The sequence below is a fragment of the Pseudazoarcus sp. NS20 genome, assembly GCF_059703745.1.
The window spans coordinates 1,007,094-1,023,052 of sequence record NZ_BAAKIY010000001.1 but is presented as its reverse complement, the minus strand read 5'-3'; the positions used below and the strand labels follow the sequence as shown (position 1 = coordinate 1,023,052).

14 protein-coding genes are annotated in these 15,959 nt (G+C 63.8%); 1 reads left to right on the top strand and 13 read right to left on the bottom strand.

What is annotated here, in order from left to right:
* Positions 1–327 precede the first annotated feature (327 nt).
* From AC6H0W_RS04705 to AC6H0W_RS04675, 7 genes are all read right to left on the bottom strand, one after another.
* Positions 328–783, bottom strand: coding sequence for a bactofilin family protein (locus AC6H0W_RS04705; protein WP_497575967.1), 456 nt, complete (start codon positions 781–783; stop codon positions 328–330).
* On the bottom strand, positions 761–1,858 hold the full coding sequence (locus AC6H0W_RS04700; RefSeq protein ID WP_497575966.1) for a M23 family metallopeptidase: 1,098 nt from the start codon (positions 1,856–1,858) through the stop codon (positions 761–763). Before AC6H0W_RS04700 ends, AC6H0W_RS04705 begins: the two co-directional genes overlap by 23 nt.
* 16 nt (positions 1,859–1,874) lie before the next feature.
* A complete protein-coding gene (locus AC6H0W_RS04695; RefSeq protein ID WP_497575965.1) occupies positions 1,875–2,309 on the bottom strand; it encodes a bactofilin family protein in 435 nt (144 codons plus the stop codon).
* Positions 2,310–2,548: 239 nt separating this feature from the next.
* Positions 2,549–3,463, bottom strand: a complete 915-nt coding sequence (locus tag AC6H0W_RS04690; protein ID WP_497575964.1) for a pirin family protein — start codon at positions 3,461–3,463, stop codon at positions 2,549–2,551.
* A 28-nt stretch (positions 3,464–3,491) separates the two neighbouring features.
* Positions 3,492–4,049, bottom strand: coding sequence for an antibiotic biosynthesis monooxygenase (locus AC6H0W_RS04685; protein ID WP_497575963.1), 558 nt, complete (start codon positions 4,047–4,049; stop codon positions 3,492–3,494).
* Between the two features lie 77 nt (positions 4,050–4,126).
* The gene (gene ycaC, locus AC6H0W_RS04680) at positions 4,127–4,753 is read right to left on the bottom strand and encodes an isochorismate family cysteine hydrolase YcaC (protein WP_497575962.1); all 627 of its coding nucleotides are present in this window, start codon (positions 4,751–4,753) and stop codon (positions 4,127–4,129) included.
* Between the two features lie 92 nt (positions 4,754–4,845).
* Complete coding sequence (locus AC6H0W_RS04675; protein WP_497575961.1) at positions 4,846–5,736, bottom strand: pirin family protein; 891 nt, start codon at positions 5,734–5,736, stop codon at positions 4,846–4,848.
* Positions 5,737–5,865: 129 nt separating this feature from the next.
* On the opposite strand from AC6H0W_RS04675, the gene AC6H0W_RS04670 reads away from it, so the two are divergent.
* The gene (locus tag AC6H0W_RS04670; protein WP_497575960.1) at positions 5,866–6,771 is read left to right on the top strand and encodes a LysR family transcriptional regulator; all 906 of its coding nucleotides are present in this window, start codon (positions 5,866–5,868) and stop codon (positions 6,769–6,771) included.
* 119 nt (positions 6,772–6,890) lie between these two features.
* Here the strand turns inward: AC6H0W_RS04670 and AC6H0W_RS04665 are convergent, their stop codons facing one another.
* The 6 genes from AC6H0W_RS04665 to AC6H0W_RS04640 form a co-directional block, all read right to left on the bottom strand.
* Positions 6,891–8,171, bottom strand: coding sequence for a TRAP transporter large permease (locus AC6H0W_RS04665; protein WP_497575959.1), 1,281 nt, complete (start codon positions 8,169–8,171; stop codon positions 6,891–6,893).
* Positions 8,168–8,626: a TRAP transporter small permease gene (locus tag AC6H0W_RS04660; protein WP_497575958.1), complete on the bottom strand. Its 459-nt coding sequence runs from the start codon at positions 8,624–8,626 to the stop codon at positions 8,168–8,170. The genes AC6H0W_RS04665 and AC6H0W_RS04660 overlap by 4 nt, the downstream gene beginning before the upstream one ends.
* Before the next feature lie 88 nt (positions 8,627–8,714).
* On the bottom strand, positions 8,715–9,710 hold the full coding sequence (locus tag AC6H0W_RS04655) for a TRAP transporter substrate-binding protein (protein WP_497575956.1): 996 nt from the start codon (positions 9,708–9,710) through the stop codon (positions 8,715–8,717).
* Between the two features lie 15 nt (positions 9,711–9,725).
* Positions 9,726–10,418, bottom strand: a complete 693-nt coding sequence (locus AC6H0W_RS04650; RefSeq protein ID WP_497575955.1) for a GntR family transcriptional regulator — start codon at positions 10,416–10,418, stop codon at positions 9,726–9,728.
* Positions 10,419–10,488: 70 nt separating this feature from the next.
* Positions 10,489–11,835: an FAD-dependent oxidoreductase gene (locus AC6H0W_RS04645; protein ID WP_497575954.1), complete on the bottom strand. Its 1,347-nt coding sequence runs from the start codon at positions 11,833–11,835 to the stop codon at positions 10,489–10,491.
* 606 nt (positions 11,836–12,441) lie between these two features.
* Positions 12,442–15,708: a bifunctional diguanylate cyclase/phosphodiesterase gene (locus tag AC6H0W_RS04640; RefSeq protein ID WP_497575953.1), complete on the bottom strand. Its 3,267-nt coding sequence runs from the start codon at positions 15,706–15,708 to the stop codon at positions 12,442–12,444.
* Positions 15,709–15,959 lie beyond the last annotated feature (251 nt).

The following is a 15,959-nucleotide window of genomic DNA, read 5'->3' as shown; positions in this document are numbered from 1 at the left end:
AGGCACATCCGCGCACGCGGCAGACAGATCAGGAAAAGTCGCAAAAAACACGTTCATCGAGCACTTCGGGTTTCTGGGGGCGCCCAAAAATAACACCATGCCCGGCGGCACTGCAAACCAAAAAACGTCTTTTACAACAATTAGATGGGATCGAATGACGACAACATCGAAAAAGCGGGAATGTGCTTGAGAACACAGGCCTCCGGGGCCGAACCGCCAGCCTCGCAGCACACTGGCCCCAAGCACCGCTTGGGGGGCGGGAGCCGCGCTTGCGCACGGCGGCCGGCGCTACACGGCCCGCATTGCGCGGGCCGCAAGGCGAAGCCCTTACTTGGGCTCCTCGCCGATCATCACGTCGGCGTTGATCGAAGCTCCGAGCTTAAGATTCAGTACGTTGCAACGTACCACGCCGGAGATGCGCGCGGTTTGGCCGGCAGAGAATTCGCGACACAGCACTTCACCATCCATCTGCCCATCGAGCACGAAGTGGCCACATTTGAGCCGCCCACGCAGCGTGCCCTGCTCCCCCAGCGAAACATGGGGCGCCTGCACATCGCCCTCGACCGTGCCCTGCAGATGCAGCGGCCCGGGAGCGCGGATGGAGCCTTGCAGCACGGCCCCCGGAGCCAGCACCGACGGCGCAGGCGGGTCCACGCGGACCGGCGCGGGGTCGCTGCTCACCGCCCCTCTCGGAGCGACCGCTTGCGCGACGGCTTCGGCAGGCGATGCATCGGCAAGGTTGTCGCTCGCGCCGGCGCGGTCAGTTTTCTTGATGTTGAACATTTCTTGCGACCTCGAACATCTTCAGGGGGTTGACGTTACGGCCGTTGAAACGGACCTCGAAATGCAGGTGCGGGCCGGTGGACAAACCGGTGTTGCCCATCCTGCCGAGCACGGCGCCTGAACGCATGCGCTGCCCCGGCTTCACGTCGATGCGCGACATGTGAGCGTAGAGCGTTTCGATGCCGTGACCGTGATCGATGGAAACCATATTGCCGTAGCCGCCGTTTTCGCCCGCGACCTTCACCACGCCGGGCCCGGAGGCGTAGATGCGCGTGTCAGCGTAGGAGACGAAATCCACGCCGGCATGCATGTCGGGGCGGCGCGTGATGGGGTGGCGACGTACTCCGAAGCCGGAGGTCTGACGGGCGCCGCGCATCGGGTCGGCGGCGGGCAGGAAGGTCATCAAGTTGCCCAGGCTCTGCAGCTCGTCATACAGCGTCAATGCACTGTCATCCACGTAGTAGCTGAAGAGGTCGGCCACATCGGGGGCCATCGGCAGGCCGCCGGCACCGCCCGCAGCAGCCATCAGGGTACGCAACTGGCGACGGTCGAAACCGGCGGCCACCAGATCGGACATCATGCTGCCGACCTTGTCTTTCATGATCTCGCCGGTGGCCGCCACGTACGAGCGGAAGACCGAATCCTTGCGCTGCAGGAACTCGACGACGGCTTCGATCTTTTCGTCCTGCGTGATGCCGTCGCTGCCCACCGCAAATGCCACGCTCTGCGGCACGGCTTCGGCGATGACGTCGAGCGCTTTGTGCAGACGCGTGACTTCCTCTGCCTGACTCTGCGCGAACAGCTCTGCGCGCTCGACTTCGGCGCGCAGGCTGGCGGTGCTCCACACATGGGCACAGGCGGCCAGCACGATGATCATCAGCAGCGCCCCGATGACCGAGAACGCCAACTTGCGGTGGCGATGAGCCGTGGCGATATGCTGTTGCACCTCCGACGGATGCAGGCGCAGATACTGCGAACCACGCTGGCCGGCCACGATGAGGGTGGCATCGTCGTCGTGCGGCAACTTCGCACGCAGCTCCTCGACCCACGCCGGCACACCGAATAGTTGCTTCACGGCCGCACCCTCCGGCTTACTTCAGCTCGGGGTCGATCACGTGCGGGGCGTCACCCGGCTTGTCGCCTCCGCCCGCCCCGTCGGCAGGTGCAGGCTTCGCCGCTACCGGCTCGCCATCAGCGCCCTGCTGCTCAAGCTTGCCGCGAATGCTGGCGCCGCTCTCGATCTCGATGTTGCGATAGGAAATCGTGCCGACCACCGTAGCGGTGGAACGCACCGCCAAGCGGCGCGAGACGTTCAGGAAATCCGAGGCATAACCGTGCAGTTCAAGCTCTTCGGCCTCCATGCGACCTTCGATGCGCCCCGTGGGCCCCACCTCGATCTTGCCGGCACGCACCTCTCCGACGATCTTTCCGTGCACCTCCAGCGACCCGGGTACGTTGACCTTGCCCGTGATCTCCACGCCTTCGCCAACGATCAGGCATTCCTTACCGGAATCGGTTTTATTCATCGGACTCGCCTAGGCTTACAAACGGGCACCAAAAGTAACATTTGATTACTCATGGCTGCAAACATAAATAACCGTTAAAAAAATCACGCTACGTGCCGCTGGCATGAGACCGGCGAGCCAGTGCACTTCCCTCCCCAGCAATGCAAAGGGCCTGCTCGATGAGCAGGCCCTTTGCGGTGGCGTTGCACAAACGCAACTGCCTGGAATTCACACGCCCGGTAGGCGCCCCCCGAAGTGACTCAGCCCGGCAGCGGGATGAATTCGTCCTCGTCGCCCGGCACCTTCGGAAAATGCCCTTCGCGCCAGTCGGCGCGGGCCTGTTCGATGCGCTCCTTGCGGCTCGATACGAAGTTCCAGTCGATGAAGCGTTGCCCCAGCGGCGCGCCGCCGATGAGGGCAATGCGCGAATCCTCGAGCGCGACCACTTCTACACCCGGCGTGCCGTCCAGCACCGCCATCGAGTGCTGTTCCACAGTGACGTCCCGTGCCCGCAGTTTGCCGAGCGCGACATACAACCCGCGCTCCGGCGTATCCGGCAACATCAGCTTCTGGCCGGCCTTGAGATCCGCCTCGATATAGACCGTCTCGGAAAAGGTGCGCACCGGCGAGGTCGCGCCATAGGCCGAGCCCATCATGACGCGCACCGACACGCCATCGACGTCTACGCGCGGGATGTCGGCCGACGGGTAGTGATGGAAGGCCGGCGCCACCTCTTCATCCTCTTCGGGCAGCGCGAACCACAGCTGCAAGCCGTGCAGGCGATGCGGCACGGCAGTGACTTCGGGACGCTCGCGCTCTGAATGCACGATGCCGCGGCCGGCGACCATCAGGTTGATGTCGCCGGGGCGGATCGCCTGCAGACTGCCGAGCGAATCACGATGCAGGATTTCACCTTCGAACAGGTAGGTGACGGTGGCGAGGTTGATGTGCGGATGCGGGCGCACGTTGATGCCCTCGCCCGCCGGAAAGTCCGCCGGGCCCATGTGGTCGAAGAAAATCCACGGGCCGACCATCTTGAGCCTGGCGGTGGGAAACAGGCGGCGCACCGAGAAGCCGCCGAGGTCCTTCACGCGTGGCTGCAGCACCTGGGTGATGGCGCCACAGCCGGAAGCCGTCGGGCAATCGTCATCGAAATCTCGGGTGAATGTACTCATGGGGTGCTCCCTTCGGTTCTGCAGCGGTTCAACGATAAAGCCATTTGGAAACGAGGCGGGTGTAGCGCGGCATGATGGCGTACACCATCAGCGCCACGATGACGGCCGCGATCAGCAGTTTGGTCAGCAGCATCGGCACACCGTTCAACCACGGCAGCATTGCCCATGGCACCACCACGGTGAGCGGAAAGATGGCCGACAAGGTCAGCAGAAACTGCTTCCAGCGCCTGGGCGGTTTGACGGCCGGAGGCGAGAACCAGAAATCGAGCCCGGTGCGGATTTCATAGCGGTCGCCTTTCTCCAGGGCGTGCTCGATGCGCTGCAACTGCTCACGCCGCGCGTCCGACTCCATCCAGGTCTTGAGCGCTTCAACACCGGCGAAGCGAATGATCACGGTGTAGCTCGAGTGCCCGCCCGCCGGACGGATCACGTCGGTGGCGAGGTAGCCGGGAAAGCCGCTGCACACTTCGCGAATCTCCAGCAGCCAGCGCTCGTACTCCTCGCGCGCGTCGGCGCGTGGGTGATGCACGATGATGCCGGTGACGGTTTCGTCATTGAGCGAGTCGGCCGATGTATTGAGGCTCATGCGGAAACACTCCTGGATGGGACCGGGCATTCTGGCACGGGGCGCCGGCCAATCAAGCTCGGCGCCCGCCATGCGGATTACTTGCCGCCTTTGAGCGTGAAGTAGCTGGTCATCAGGTTCTTGTAGTCGGGGATGTGGTTGGCAAACAGCGTGCCGAGGCCTTCCACGTCGTTGCGCCAGTCGCGATGCAGCTCGCAGGCCACGCCGAACCACGTCATCAGCTGCGCGCCGGCGGCCGACACGCGATCCAGCGCCGAATCACGCGTGAGCGCATTGAAGGTGCCCGATGCGTCAGTGACCACGAAGACCTCGAAGCCCTCTTCGATGGCCGACAGCGCGGGGAAGGCCACGCACACCTCGGTTACCACCCCAGCGATGATGAGCTGCTTCTTGCCGGTAGCCTTCACGGCTTTCACGAAGTCTTCGTTGTCCCACGCGTTGATCTGGCCGGGGCGGGCGATGTACGGCGCATCCGGGAAGAGCTCTTTGAGCTCGGGCATCAGCGGGCCGTTGGGGCCGTCTTCGAAGCTGGTGGTGAGAATGGTCGGCAGGCCGAAATACTTGGCGGCATCGGCCAGCGCCAGCACGTTGTTGTTGAACTTGTCGGGCTCGATGTCACGCACCAGCGACAGCAGTCCGGCCTGGTGATCCACCAGCAACACGGCGGCGTTGTTCTTGTCGAGTTTCACGTAGGGTTTGCTCATGGTGGCTCTCCTTTCTCTCTATGCTCTTCGGGCTTGGGGTGCCGTCACTGCGGCGGGGGATGCCCCCGACCCTTGCGGGCCGGGTAGCGGATTCAACTCACGACTTCTGCGGACTCGGCACGGGGGATGTCGCCGAAGCGCCCGCTGTTGAAGTCGTCGATGGCCTGACGGATCTCGGCATCGCTGTTCATCACGAAGGGGCCGTAGCCGACGATGGGTTCGTTGATCGGCTCGCCGGCCAGCAACAGCACGACCGCTTCATTGTTGGCCTCGATGGTGACGCCCGTGCCTTCACGGTCGAGCACCACCACCTGGTCGTCGCGCGCCACCGTCTGGCCGTTGATCAGCACCGTGCCGCGCAGCACCACCACGCCGGTGGTCCAGCCATCGGGCAATGGCAAATCCGCCGCCCCGCCGGCACCCAGGCGCAGATCCCACACGTTGATCGGCGTGAAGGTGCTGGCCGGACCACGCTTGCCGGCAAGCTCACCGGCAATGACGCGGGCCGTGCCGGCGCCATCCGGCAGCGTCACCACCGGAATGTCGGCCGAGCGGATCGCCTGATAGCCCGGCGCGGTCATCTTGTCGCGCGCCGGCAGGTTCACCCACAACTGCACCATCTCCAGCTCGCCGCCCTTGCGGGCAAAGCCTTCTCCGTGGAATTCCTCGTGCAGGATGCCCGCACCCGCGGTCATCCACTGCACGTCGCCGGGGCCGATCAAGCCGCCCTGACCGGTGGAATCGCGGTGGGCCACTTCGCCGGCATACACGATGGTCACCGTCTCGAAGCCGCGGTGCGGATGCTGGCCCACGCCATGACGCGTCTCGGTGGCGTCGAAATGCGCCGGGCCGGCGTGGTCGAGCAGCAGGAAGGGGCTGAGCGCCTTGCCCTGGCTGCGGTATTCGAACAGCGAACGCACCGGGAAGCCGTCACCGACCCAATGGCCGCGGGGTGCGCTGTAAATGCCTTGAACTCGCTTCATGTTCGTCTCCTTGCGGGTGGTTCGTAGTGCGTGATGTCACTTTAGGCGTGAGACGAAAGTACGGGAAGACGGCAAAATTGGCCCTCAGTGTTCTATAAACAGAACAATGACCTGCCAGCAAGGAACGCCATGGATGACCTGAACGATCTCTACTATTTCGCCCGCGTTGTCGAAAATCGCGGCTTTGCGCCGGCAGAACGCGCCACCGGCATCCCGAAGTCCAAACTCAGTCGCCGTATCACGCTGCTTGAAGATCGTCTGGGCGCGCGTCTGCTGCAGCGCTCGACCCGCCATTTCTCGGTAACCGAACTGGGGCAGACTTTTTATGAACACTGTCGCGCGATGCTGGTGGAAGCCGAGGCGGCACGCGAGGCCGTCGAGGCCACCCGCGCGGAACCGGCCGGAACGGTGCGCATCAGTTGTCCGATCACGCTGCTGCACGTGCACGTAGGCGGGATGCTGGCGGACTTTCTGGCGGCTTACCCGCGCGTGTCACTGCAGCTGGAGGCCACCAATCGCCGGGTCTCACCGGTGAGCGAAGGCATTGATCTGGCGATCCGGGTCCGCCCTCCACCCTTGGCCGACAGCGATCTGGTGATGCGCGTACTGGCCGACAGCGCGCAATGCCTGGTCGCCAGCCCGGCGCTGATCACCACTCTCGGCCCGCCTGACGGCCCGTCGGATTTGGCAACGTTGCCGAGCCTGTCACTGGGCCCGCCGCAGGAGGAACACATGTGGTCGCTGTTCGGCCCGGACGGCGCCGAAGCGCAGGTGCACCATCGCCCCCGGCTGATCACAGGTGACATGGTGGCCTTGCGCAGCGCGGCATGCGCAGGCGTGGGCATCGTCCAGTTGCCCGGCCTGATGCTGCGCGAAGACCTCGCCAGCGGTCGCCTGATCCGCCTTTTGCCGGATTGGTCACCGCGCCGCGAGATCATCCATGCGGTGTACCCCTCGCGCCGTTGCCTGCTGCCGGCAGTGCGCACACTGATCGACTACCTGGCTGATCGCTTTGCACGTCTGATCGAGGACTGAAGGAGAGGCGCGGCCACCGTTGCCGCCCGGTGACCCACATGCCTGCACCGGCCAGGCCGGTATCGTCACGGCTGCGACAGACCGGAGGGGCGGACCCTGCCGCCCCTCCCCGATAGCCGCTAACGCATGCCGAGGAGCTGCGGCACGAAGAGGCTGAGCGGCGCGTAGAAGGCGATCAACATCAGCGTCGCAAATACCGCCAAGTAGAACGGCAACAACGAACGGATGATGTGCCCGAGCGACAAGCCGCTGATCGCGGAACCGACGAACAGGCACACGCCGACAGGCGGCGAGACGTGCCCGAAGGCCAGCGCCGTGACCGACACGATGCCGAAATGCAGCGGGTCTATGCCCAGCTGCATGGCCACCGGAAACAGGATGGGCACGGCAATGATGAGAGCCTCCGTAGGCGCCAGAAAGCAGCCGAGGAAGATCATCAGGGCAACATACACCGCGAGGAAAGCGAACGGACTCAGCCCCATCGCGCCCAAGGCTTCGGCCACCTGGAAAGGCACTCTGTCGTAAGCCATCAACCAGCCATAGACCGCCGCCATGGCGATGATCAGCAGCACCACGCCGGTCAGCTTGATGGTATCCAGCAAGAGCGCCGGCACCGCCGACCAGCGCAGGTCGCGGTAGTAATACATGGACACCACGAAACCGTAGACCGAGGCCAAGGCCGCCGTCTCGGTGGCCGTGGCCACGCCGCCGACGATGCCGCCGATGATCATCACCGGCATGGCCAGCGCCGGCAGCGCGTCCACCACCACGCGTACCCGCGCCGACCATGTGGTGGCGGGCGCCACCGGGTAGCCTCGCCGTACCGAGATCACCCAGCTGACGGCGATGAGCACCCCGCCGAGCAACAACCCGGGCAAATACCCGGCCGCGAAAATGCTGGCGATCGAGGTTTCGGTCACCCAGCAGAACACGATCATGATGATGCTGGGCGGGATGATGGCCCCGAGCGGCGACGAGATGACGGTGATCGCGGTGGCGAAGGAACGGTCGTACCCCTGCCGCTCCATCGACGGAATCATCACGCTGCCCACGGCCGAGGTATCCGCCGCAGCCGACCCGGAAATGCCGCCGAAGAGCATGCTGGCGAGTACGTTCGCCGAACCCAGCCCGCCGCGACTTCGCCCGACAAGCATGTTGGCGACATTGACCAGACGATCCCCCATGCCGCCGTAGCTGAGCACGTTGCCGGCCAGGATGAAGAGTGGAATGCACACCAGCACAGACGCGTCGACGATGGCGGGCAGGACGCGCTGGGCGAGCACCACCATGGGCAGATCACTCATCATGATGGCGGTGAGCGAGGCAATGCCGAGGCTGAAGGTAATCGGGACACCGATGAGAATGCAGATGAAGAAGGTCAGGAACAGGGCGAGCGTCATTGTTCCGACTCCTTCCAGACAGCTCGGACATGCAGCAGCTCGTGCACGATCATCCACGCTGCGCTGACCGGAAGGGCCGCATAGAACACGCTCATGGGAATTTCCATGGCTGCCGACAACTGGTCATGCACGATCAGCGTCATCTGCGAGCCGGCAAACACCAGCAGGGCCAGAAAGCCCGAAACGACCAACCCGATCAGGGCAATCCAGATGCGTCGCGGCCCGGGCGGGCACATGTCGACCAGAAAACTCAGTCCGATATGACCTCGGTATTTCAGCGCCACCGCAGCACCGAGAAAGCAAAGCCAGGTAAAGGCGAGCGACACGACCTCGTCGCTCCAGGTCAGGGGGTGATGCAGCACGTAGCGCGTGAAGACCTGCGCAGACATCAACAGCGCGATCAGCACCAGCAATACGGCGCACACCGCCTCGACGGAGAACATCCGTTTCAGCATCTTGAAGACTCCTTGCAGCCCCCGCGTCGGAGGAGTGCTCAGCCATCCGCGACGGGCTGCACCGCGGATGGCAATGACGAGAGGAAGATCAGTCCTTGCGAATCTGCTCGACGAGGCCATAGGCCTCTTCGCCGAACTCGCGTCGGAACTTCTCGTAGACCGGAGCCACCGCCTGACGCATCGGCTTGATGTCGGGACGCGTCACCTTGACGTCATGGCGCTCGAGCGTCGCCACCATGGCCTGATCTTCGTCGAGAATGATCTGGCGCTCGTGCGTTGCCGACGCTTTTACCGCCTGCATCACCCAGCCCTTCTGCTCGTCGCTGAGCTTGCGCCAGCGCGACTCGGCAATGTGCAACGGCTGCACCGAGTACACGTAGTTGACCATCGCGACGTTGGGGGCCGATTCGTAGAATTTCTTCGACACATAGGTGTTGATGGCACCTTCGGCGCCGTCGACCAGGCCGGTCTGCAAGGCGGTGTAGACCTCGCCGAACGGCAAGGGCGTGGGGATGGCACCCAGCGACTGCCAGGTGCTGAGGTAATACGGGTCTTCCATCGTGCGGACCTTCTTGCCTTTGAAGTCAGGCAGGGCCTCGACCCCCGTGCGGCCGTAGTAACTGCGCGCACCGCCGATCCAGTAGGCAATCGGGCGGATCCCTTTCTTGATCAATCCTCCGCCCAGCTTCTCGCGGATGGATTCGTCATCCATGACGCGGAAGGCGTCCTCGTAGCTGTCGAACAGGAACGGCAGCGAGAACACTTGATAATTGGCGCTGAACTTGCTCGTCAGCGCCGAGGTGACCGTCACCACATCGATCGATCCGATCTGCAGCGCTTCGAGAAGGTCCCGTTCGTTGCCCATGACGCCGTTCGGGAACAGTTGCACCTCCATCGTGCCGCCGGAAACTTCCTTGAGGGTCTCGGCAAACTTCACCGAGCCTTTGTGAAACGCATGGGTTTCGGGCTGAACGTGGGCCAGCTTGAGCACTACATCAGGCTTGGCCTGAGCGTTGCCGCCGAACGCCAGCGCGGCCGTAGCCAGGCAGGCGACTAGGGTCTTGATGGATCCCCTGGTTTTCATTGTCTCTGTCTCCTCTCATGTGAACATCTTCGTGACGATGTTTCTGGCGGCGTCCAGATGCTTCTTCAGCATCTCGACGGCCGCTTCTCGCTCGCCGGCCTTGAGCAATTCGACCAACCGGCGATGTTCCTGCGAACCGTGCTCCGCCCATTCCGGGTTTTCCAGCGAGTACAACCGGAAACGGGTGATCGAGTCGTACACCGAGTCGATGAACTGCCGCAGGCGGCGGTTATCGAGCACGGATACGAAGATCATGTGGAACTCGGTGTTGATTTCCCGCAGAGCACGGGGGTCACGACGTTCGAGGGCTGCTTCCTGACGCGCGATGCAGGCCTCCAGGCGTTCGATCAGGTCGGTGCGGTCCGGCGTGATGCGCCGCAGCGCTTCGGATTCGACGATGAAACGGATGTCGTAGATCTCGTCGATATCTTCCGGGCTGGGCACCGACACGATGACCTTGCGCCCCGGCAGCATGGTCACGAGGTTCTCCTGCTCGAGCACCCGCAAGGCTTCGCGTACCGGCGTCCGGCTGACCGACAGCTGGCTGGCAATGCGGTTTTCACTGAGCAGTTCACCCGGCTTGAGCACGCCGTCGAGAATCGCCTGCTTGAGGCGCGTCAGCACGGCCACGCGCAACGGCACATAGGCATTGAAATCCTCCAGCGGAGCAAGGTTCAGTGTCTCTTCGGCAGTTGTGTCGTGGCTCATGCGTGTGTCCTCGTCAGTCGTGGGAGGTTGTCCGGGCGGAACGAAGGATACCCAACATCCCGCCCTCCTCTCAGGCGAAGGCTTCGCCGAGGTACACCCCGTTGGCGCGCAGCGTGCGCTGCAGCGCGCCAACATCGAGGTCGGGAATGCTCACTCCGGCGGCTGCGGCCTGCGCAGCGGCCACCCCGGCGGCTTCACCGGTGACCAGGCACGGCGCCATGTTGCGGGTTGCGCCATAGGCCATGTGTGTGGCCGCGATGCAGCGGCCGGCAACGATCACGTTGTCCAGCGCCGTCGGCACCATCGAGCGGAACGGGATGTCGAAGGTGCCGTCGTCCCCGATGGGGTAGAAGCTCGCCTGACCGGTGTCCGGATCGTGGATGTCGATCGGGAAGCACACCTGACCGATGGTGTCGTCGAACTTGCGCCCCTCCAGCGCATCCTCGTCGCTGATCTCGTACAAGGCCTCGATCACGCGGGTCTGGCGCACTTGCGCGAAGGAAGCCGGCACCAGATAGCCGTTCTCGAAGCCCGGCACGTTTTCCTTCAGGAAGCCGCCGATCTTTGCCGCCTGCTTGGTCAGCTCCACCGAAGCGCGCGACAGCGCGACCGGGTCGGTACCGTCGATGCCGAACACGGCCGACGTATTGACGTTGATCTGATCCGGCCAGACGGTGTTGAAGAACACCATGTGATCCTTGTTCGGAAAAATGCCCTGTTCGCTGATCACGTCGTTCCAGCGGCTGAAGGAGCCGCGGAAGTACACCGGGATCGGCTCGTCGGAATCCTTGCGGGTGGCCATGGCCGGCTCGGACACGCCGATCGCCTGAGCGATGCGGCGCGTATCGACACCATGGAAATGCAGCAGCATCGAAACCGGCTGCATCTTGCCAGTGGCCTGATCGCCAAGGCGTACCCCACCCCCGGCATAACTCACGAGGTCGGCATCTCCGCTGGCATCCAGATAGGTTTTGGCGCGGATGTTGCGGATACCGCCTTTCACCGCCGCCTGCACGCTGGTGATCTCGCGCCCGTCCGTCTGCACGCCGACCACGTTTACGCCATACAGGATCTGCACACCGGCGTCGGCCAACATTTCAGTCGACATGATGCGGAAGTACTCGCCGTCGACCGGCGTGATCGAATGGCAGAACCCGTCCGGGAACGGGATGTGCCCTACGGCACCGCCCATGTCGATCATGCGATCGACCACCTCCTGCGCGATGCCGAACACCACTTGCTTGCCCTGCTTGCTCACATAGTTGTGCAGGCACAGCCCCGTGGTGGCGTTGCCCCCAACGAACGGGCGCGCTTCCAACAACAGCGTGCGCGCCCCGGCGCGTGCCGCAGCCGTTGCGGCAGCCACACCGGTGACGCCGCCACCGACCACCAGCACATCACATTCCAGATCGTTCATCTCCCCTCCTCTTGTATTCGGTTGCACGCAAGATCCTCGGATTGGATTCTTGCATGCCTGTATACAAGTATATTTAAGTGAGGGAGTCAACGTTTTCCTGCGTGTCCACAGCGTTCAGAAGTCGGGCGGGGAAACTCGATCAGCCATTCGGCGGCCGACAGTGACTTGGTGCTGCGCACGTTGTGCGAGCGCCACCAGTGCCTGGTCGGAAGCCGGAATTTCATCGCCCGCTGCGACACGCCACACGCCGCCGACCTAGCCCGTGACCAAGCATGTCACGCAGCCCGCCACAGGCCCGGCATGCCTGGACGCTGTCCGGCATAACCGGCGCAGAGGCCGAGGTGCCTCCCCACCGCGAATGGTCACCCGCAGCCGATGTTGCGCGAAGAACTTGCGGCCGGCGCATTGCTGCAGCTACTGCCGGACCGGGAGCGGCGACGCGAGATCATCCTCATCGTGCGCGTCGCGGCGTAGTCAGCCAATGGCAGCGCGGGCTCCAATCGAACTTCTCGCGACCCGTTTCGCGGTGCTGAAGGAGCATTGGGTACGATTCCCCGTTTACGGACGGCTTCAGCGCGAACAGATTGGCGCCAAGCCGCGGCCCGGTCAGGCTTCCTTCGCTTCGTGCGGGGCCTGGTCAAGATAGGCTTCGAGTGCGTCCCGGAACATCGGCTTGGCGTAGAAGTACCCCTGATACCGGCTACACCCGGCCTGCAGCAGGAAGTCGCGCTCCTCGCCGGTTTCGACGCCTTCGGCGATCACCGGCAACTGCAAGGCCTGGCCGAGCGAGATGATGGTCTGCACGATGGCCTGATCATCCGGATTGGACACGACGTCGCGCACGAAAGACTGATCGATCTTGAGCTGATCGAGCGGTAGCTTGCGCACGTAGCTGAGGGACGAATATCCGGTGCCGAAGTCGTCCAGCGAAAAGGTCACGCCGACTTCCTTCAACGCATTCATCTTGCCGACCAGATCAGGCACGTCCTCGACGAAGGCCGATTCGGTCAGCTCGAGCTTCAGACAATTCGCCGGCGCCCCGGTGGCCTGCAACACTCCGAGCACCTCCGCAACAAAATCCTGGCTGCGGAATTGGCGTGCACTGACATTCACGGAAATCTTGATGCCGGCACGCAACGGATCGGTGGCCCACTCAGCCAACAGCAGACAAGCCTGACGCAACACCCAATGCCCTAACTCCAGGATGCGGCCGGATTCCTCCGCCAAGGGCACGAACAGCGCCGGGGAAACCTCGCCACGCACTGGATGCCGCCAGCGCAACAGCGCTTCGCAGCCGAAAACCCGCCCCTCCGGGTCCACCTGCGGCTGGTAGGCCACCCGCAGTTCGTCGCTTCCCAACGCAGCGCTCAGATCTTCCGCCAGGGAGGCGCGCTCGTGCAGGGCCTGCTCCAGTTCCAGGTCGAAGAAACGGAAGTGGCCGCGCCCCCGAAGCTTGGCCTGATGCAGCGCGATATCGGCTCGCCCGAGTACCGACTCGGCAGAAGCCTCCTCGGCACCGCCGAAGTCCGTGACACCCGCGCACACCGAGGCGAGATAGTCCTTGCTGCTCAGCGCAAAGGGCTTACGAATGGCTGCGAACGCGGCTTTGACGATCGTGCACAGCGCGTCGTGTGCGGCAGCGCAATCCGGTCCGACGCCGTGGAGGAGCAGAACGAACTCGTCCGCACTCAGACGGGCGACAACGCCGTGCCCCGCAACCACGTCCTGAAGCCGATGGGCGATCTGCACCAGCAATTCATCCCCCAGGCGATGACCGAGGGTGTCGTTCAAGGTCTTGAAGTCGTCGATGTCGAGCAGGATCACACCGCCGCGTTGGCCGCGGCTTTCACAGTGCCGCATCGCATCGCTCACCTGATCGAGCAGGTTGCGGCGATTGGGCAGGCCGGTCAGCGGGTCGAAGAACGCCAGCCGGCGGATCTCTTCTTCGGCTTCTCGCTGGGCGGAAATGTCGCGGATCAAGCCGATGTACATGCAGCCTTCATCGAGCTCGACCTTCGACACCGCAAGGTTCAGCGGAAATTCGACTCCGTTGCTGCGCAGGCCGACCACCTCGCGACCGATGCCGATGATCTTGTTCACCCCCGTATGGCGGTGCGCACGAATATAGCCATCATGCTCACTGCGGTAGGGCTCCGGCATCAGCATCTTGACGTTGCGTCCGATCACCTCGCTGGGCCCATAGCCGAACACGCGGGTCGCGGCCGGATTGAAGCTCAGGATGCTGCCTGCCTCATCGATGGTGATGATGGCGTCGACCACGTTGTCCAGCACTGCACGCGTCCGGTTGGCGGACTCCCACAGCGCCTTTTCGATGCTCACACGTTCGGTGACGTCATGCAGGATGCCGAAGATCCGCACACCCGGGGCTTCATCGGACGGCTGCCGGTCGCCGAACGCGTGCACCCAGCGGGCCTTGCCGCCCCCCGAGTGGCTAACTCGATACTCCACGTCGAACGGCCCTTCATCCGCAACGCAACGCTCCAGCGCCGCCATGACCAGATGCAGATCGTCGGGATGGATCGACGCGTAGAAGCTGGCCTGCTCGACCGAGATCGGCACGATGTCCCACCCCAGCAGATCCGCCACCTGGCGTGAGCAGCGCACTGTGCCCTGATCGACATCCCACTCCCACGCCCCCGCCCGCGCGAACTCGAGACTGCGCTCGAAACGCGCCTCCAGCTTGCGGGTGGCCTCCTCAAGCGCCGCGGTGCGGTCGGCCACCTTGCTCTCCAGCATCTCATTGGCCTGCAGCAAGTCCTCGCGCCGACGCATCAGCGTTGCGGTCATCCCGCTCAGCGAAGCGGCGAGGTGGCTCAACTCGCTAATACCGCTCCGCTGCGAGAAGCGCGCGTCCTCGGAACCGGCATCAATGGCCTGGGCGACACGGGCGAGCTCTTCCACCGGCCGGCTGAAGCGCGTCGCGAAATGCCACGCAACCAACATGAACAACAGCACCACCGGCACGCTCAGCAGAAACAGCCGCCAACGCAAGTCGTCCACCGCGGCCAGTGCATGGCTGACCGGCTGGCGCACGACGATCTCCCACTGGAGATCGCTGACGTACGGCCCATCCACCGGTGACCGCGCGACCAGATAGGTTTCGCCGTCATCCCAGGTCACCACCCCATGCTCGCCGCCCGGCAGCAGCTCAGGCGCAATACCGGTTTCACCGAAATATCCGTGCGGATAAAGCACCTGCGCGTCCCGACCGCTCACGAACACTTCGACACCGCGCTCGACGTCGATGCCGGAATGAACATCGGCAACCACCGCAGCCACCCAGTTCCAGTCCAGATGCGTCGCGACGACACCCATCACCGTGCCGTCCGACGTGCGCACCGGCGCCGCAAAGTCGACAAACCTCAACGGCTCGCCGCCGGGCGCCCGAAGCTTGTCTGCGAGCAATTTGGCTTCGTGCACATCCCCGACGAAGGTGTTGTGCATCCCGCCGCGGAACCATGGCCGCTCGGCCACACGCACGCCCTCCAGCAACCCGTCTGCCGCCGTGACAACCACCCCCTCGGCATCGGCCAGCCCCAACCACGCGTAGGGGCGGTAGGTGCTCTTTACGGCGTCAAAAAGATCCCGCACGTCATCGCCACGCCAGTCTCCCTTCACGAGCACCGGAGAACGGCTGAGCAATTCGATTTCACGGGTCCGCTGAATCAGACCTTCTGCTAGCGTATTCGACACGGAGAACGCTACACCCACCAGACGCTCGCCGCTCGAATGGGTGATCCGGATGGATGCGAAGTGCTGGACGTAAAGGGTGGCCGCCACGGCCAGCAGCAAGGCCATGCCCCCGCCGGAAAGTGCCAGCCGGAAACGAAAGCTTCGATGAAATCCGGGCATGATTCCCTCGTTTCTAAAGATGCCGTCGGGTACGAACAGTTGTGCGTCCTGCCTTTACTCCAGCACAGACACGTCAGGCCGATCCGCGCATGGACATCGCATAGAACGCCATGCATATGAGATTACACGCAAGACGTTGGCGTGTCGCCATGCCATGCGTGTGCGCCCCTGGCGCACCGCAACGGCACCGGCATCCACCGCGCGCTTGATCCCGAAAGCCCGTCGCGGTGACGCTCGCTCACACACTCGAA

Bases quoted from the DNA above. Each gene is read 5' to 3' on its own strand.
- AC6H0W_RS04695 (WP_497575965.1), bottom strand. From the start codon at position 2,309: ATGAATAAAACCGATTCCGGTAAGGAATGCCTGATCGTTGGCGAAGGC.
- ycaC (WP_497575962.1), bottom strand. From the start codon at position 4,753: ATGAGCAAACCCTACGTGAAACTCGACAAGAACAACGCCGCCGTGTTG.
- AC6H0W_RS04670 (WP_497575960.1), top strand. From the start codon at position 5,866: ATGGATGACCTGAACGATCTCTACTATTTCGCCCGCGTTGTCGAAAAT.
- AC6H0W_RS04645 (WP_497575954.1), bottom strand. From the start codon at position 11,835: ATGAACGATCTGGAATGTGATGTGCTGGTGGTCGGTGGCGGCGTCACC.
- AC6H0W_RS04705 (WP_497575967.1), bottom strand. From the start codon at position 783: ATGTTCAACATCAAGAAAACTGACCGCGCCGGCGCGAGCGACAACCTT.
- AC6H0W_RS04690 (WP_497575964.1), bottom strand. From the start codon at position 3,463: ATGAGTACATTCACCCGAGATTTCGATGACGATTGCCCGACGGCTTCC.
- AC6H0W_RS04640 (WP_497575953.1), bottom strand. From the start codon at position 15,708: ATGCCCGGATTTCATCGAAGCTTTCGTTTCCGGCTGGCACTTTCCGGC.
- AC6H0W_RS04685 (WP_497575963.1), bottom strand. From the start codon at position 4,049: ATGAGCCTCAATACATCGGCCGACTCGCTCAATGACGAAACCGTCACC.
- AC6H0W_RS04660 (WP_497575958.1), bottom strand. From the start codon at position 8,626: ATGCTGAAACGGATGTTCTCCGTCGAGGCGGTGTGCGCCGTATTGCTG.
- AC6H0W_RS04675 (WP_497575961.1), bottom strand. From the start codon at position 5,736: ATGAAGCGAGTTCAAGGCATTTACAGCGCACCCCGCGGCCATTGGGTC.
- AC6H0W_RS04655 (WP_497575956.1), bottom strand. From the start codon at position 9,710: ATGAAAACCAGGGGATCCATCAAGACCCTAGTCGCCTGCCTGGCTACG.
- AC6H0W_RS04650 (WP_497575955.1), bottom strand. From the start codon at position 10,418: ATGAGCCACGACACAACTGCCGAAGAGACACTGAACCTTGCTCCGCTG.
- AC6H0W_RS04665 (WP_497575959.1), bottom strand. From the start codon at position 8,171: ATGACGCTCGCCCTGTTCCTGACCTTCTTCATCTGCATTCTCATCGGT.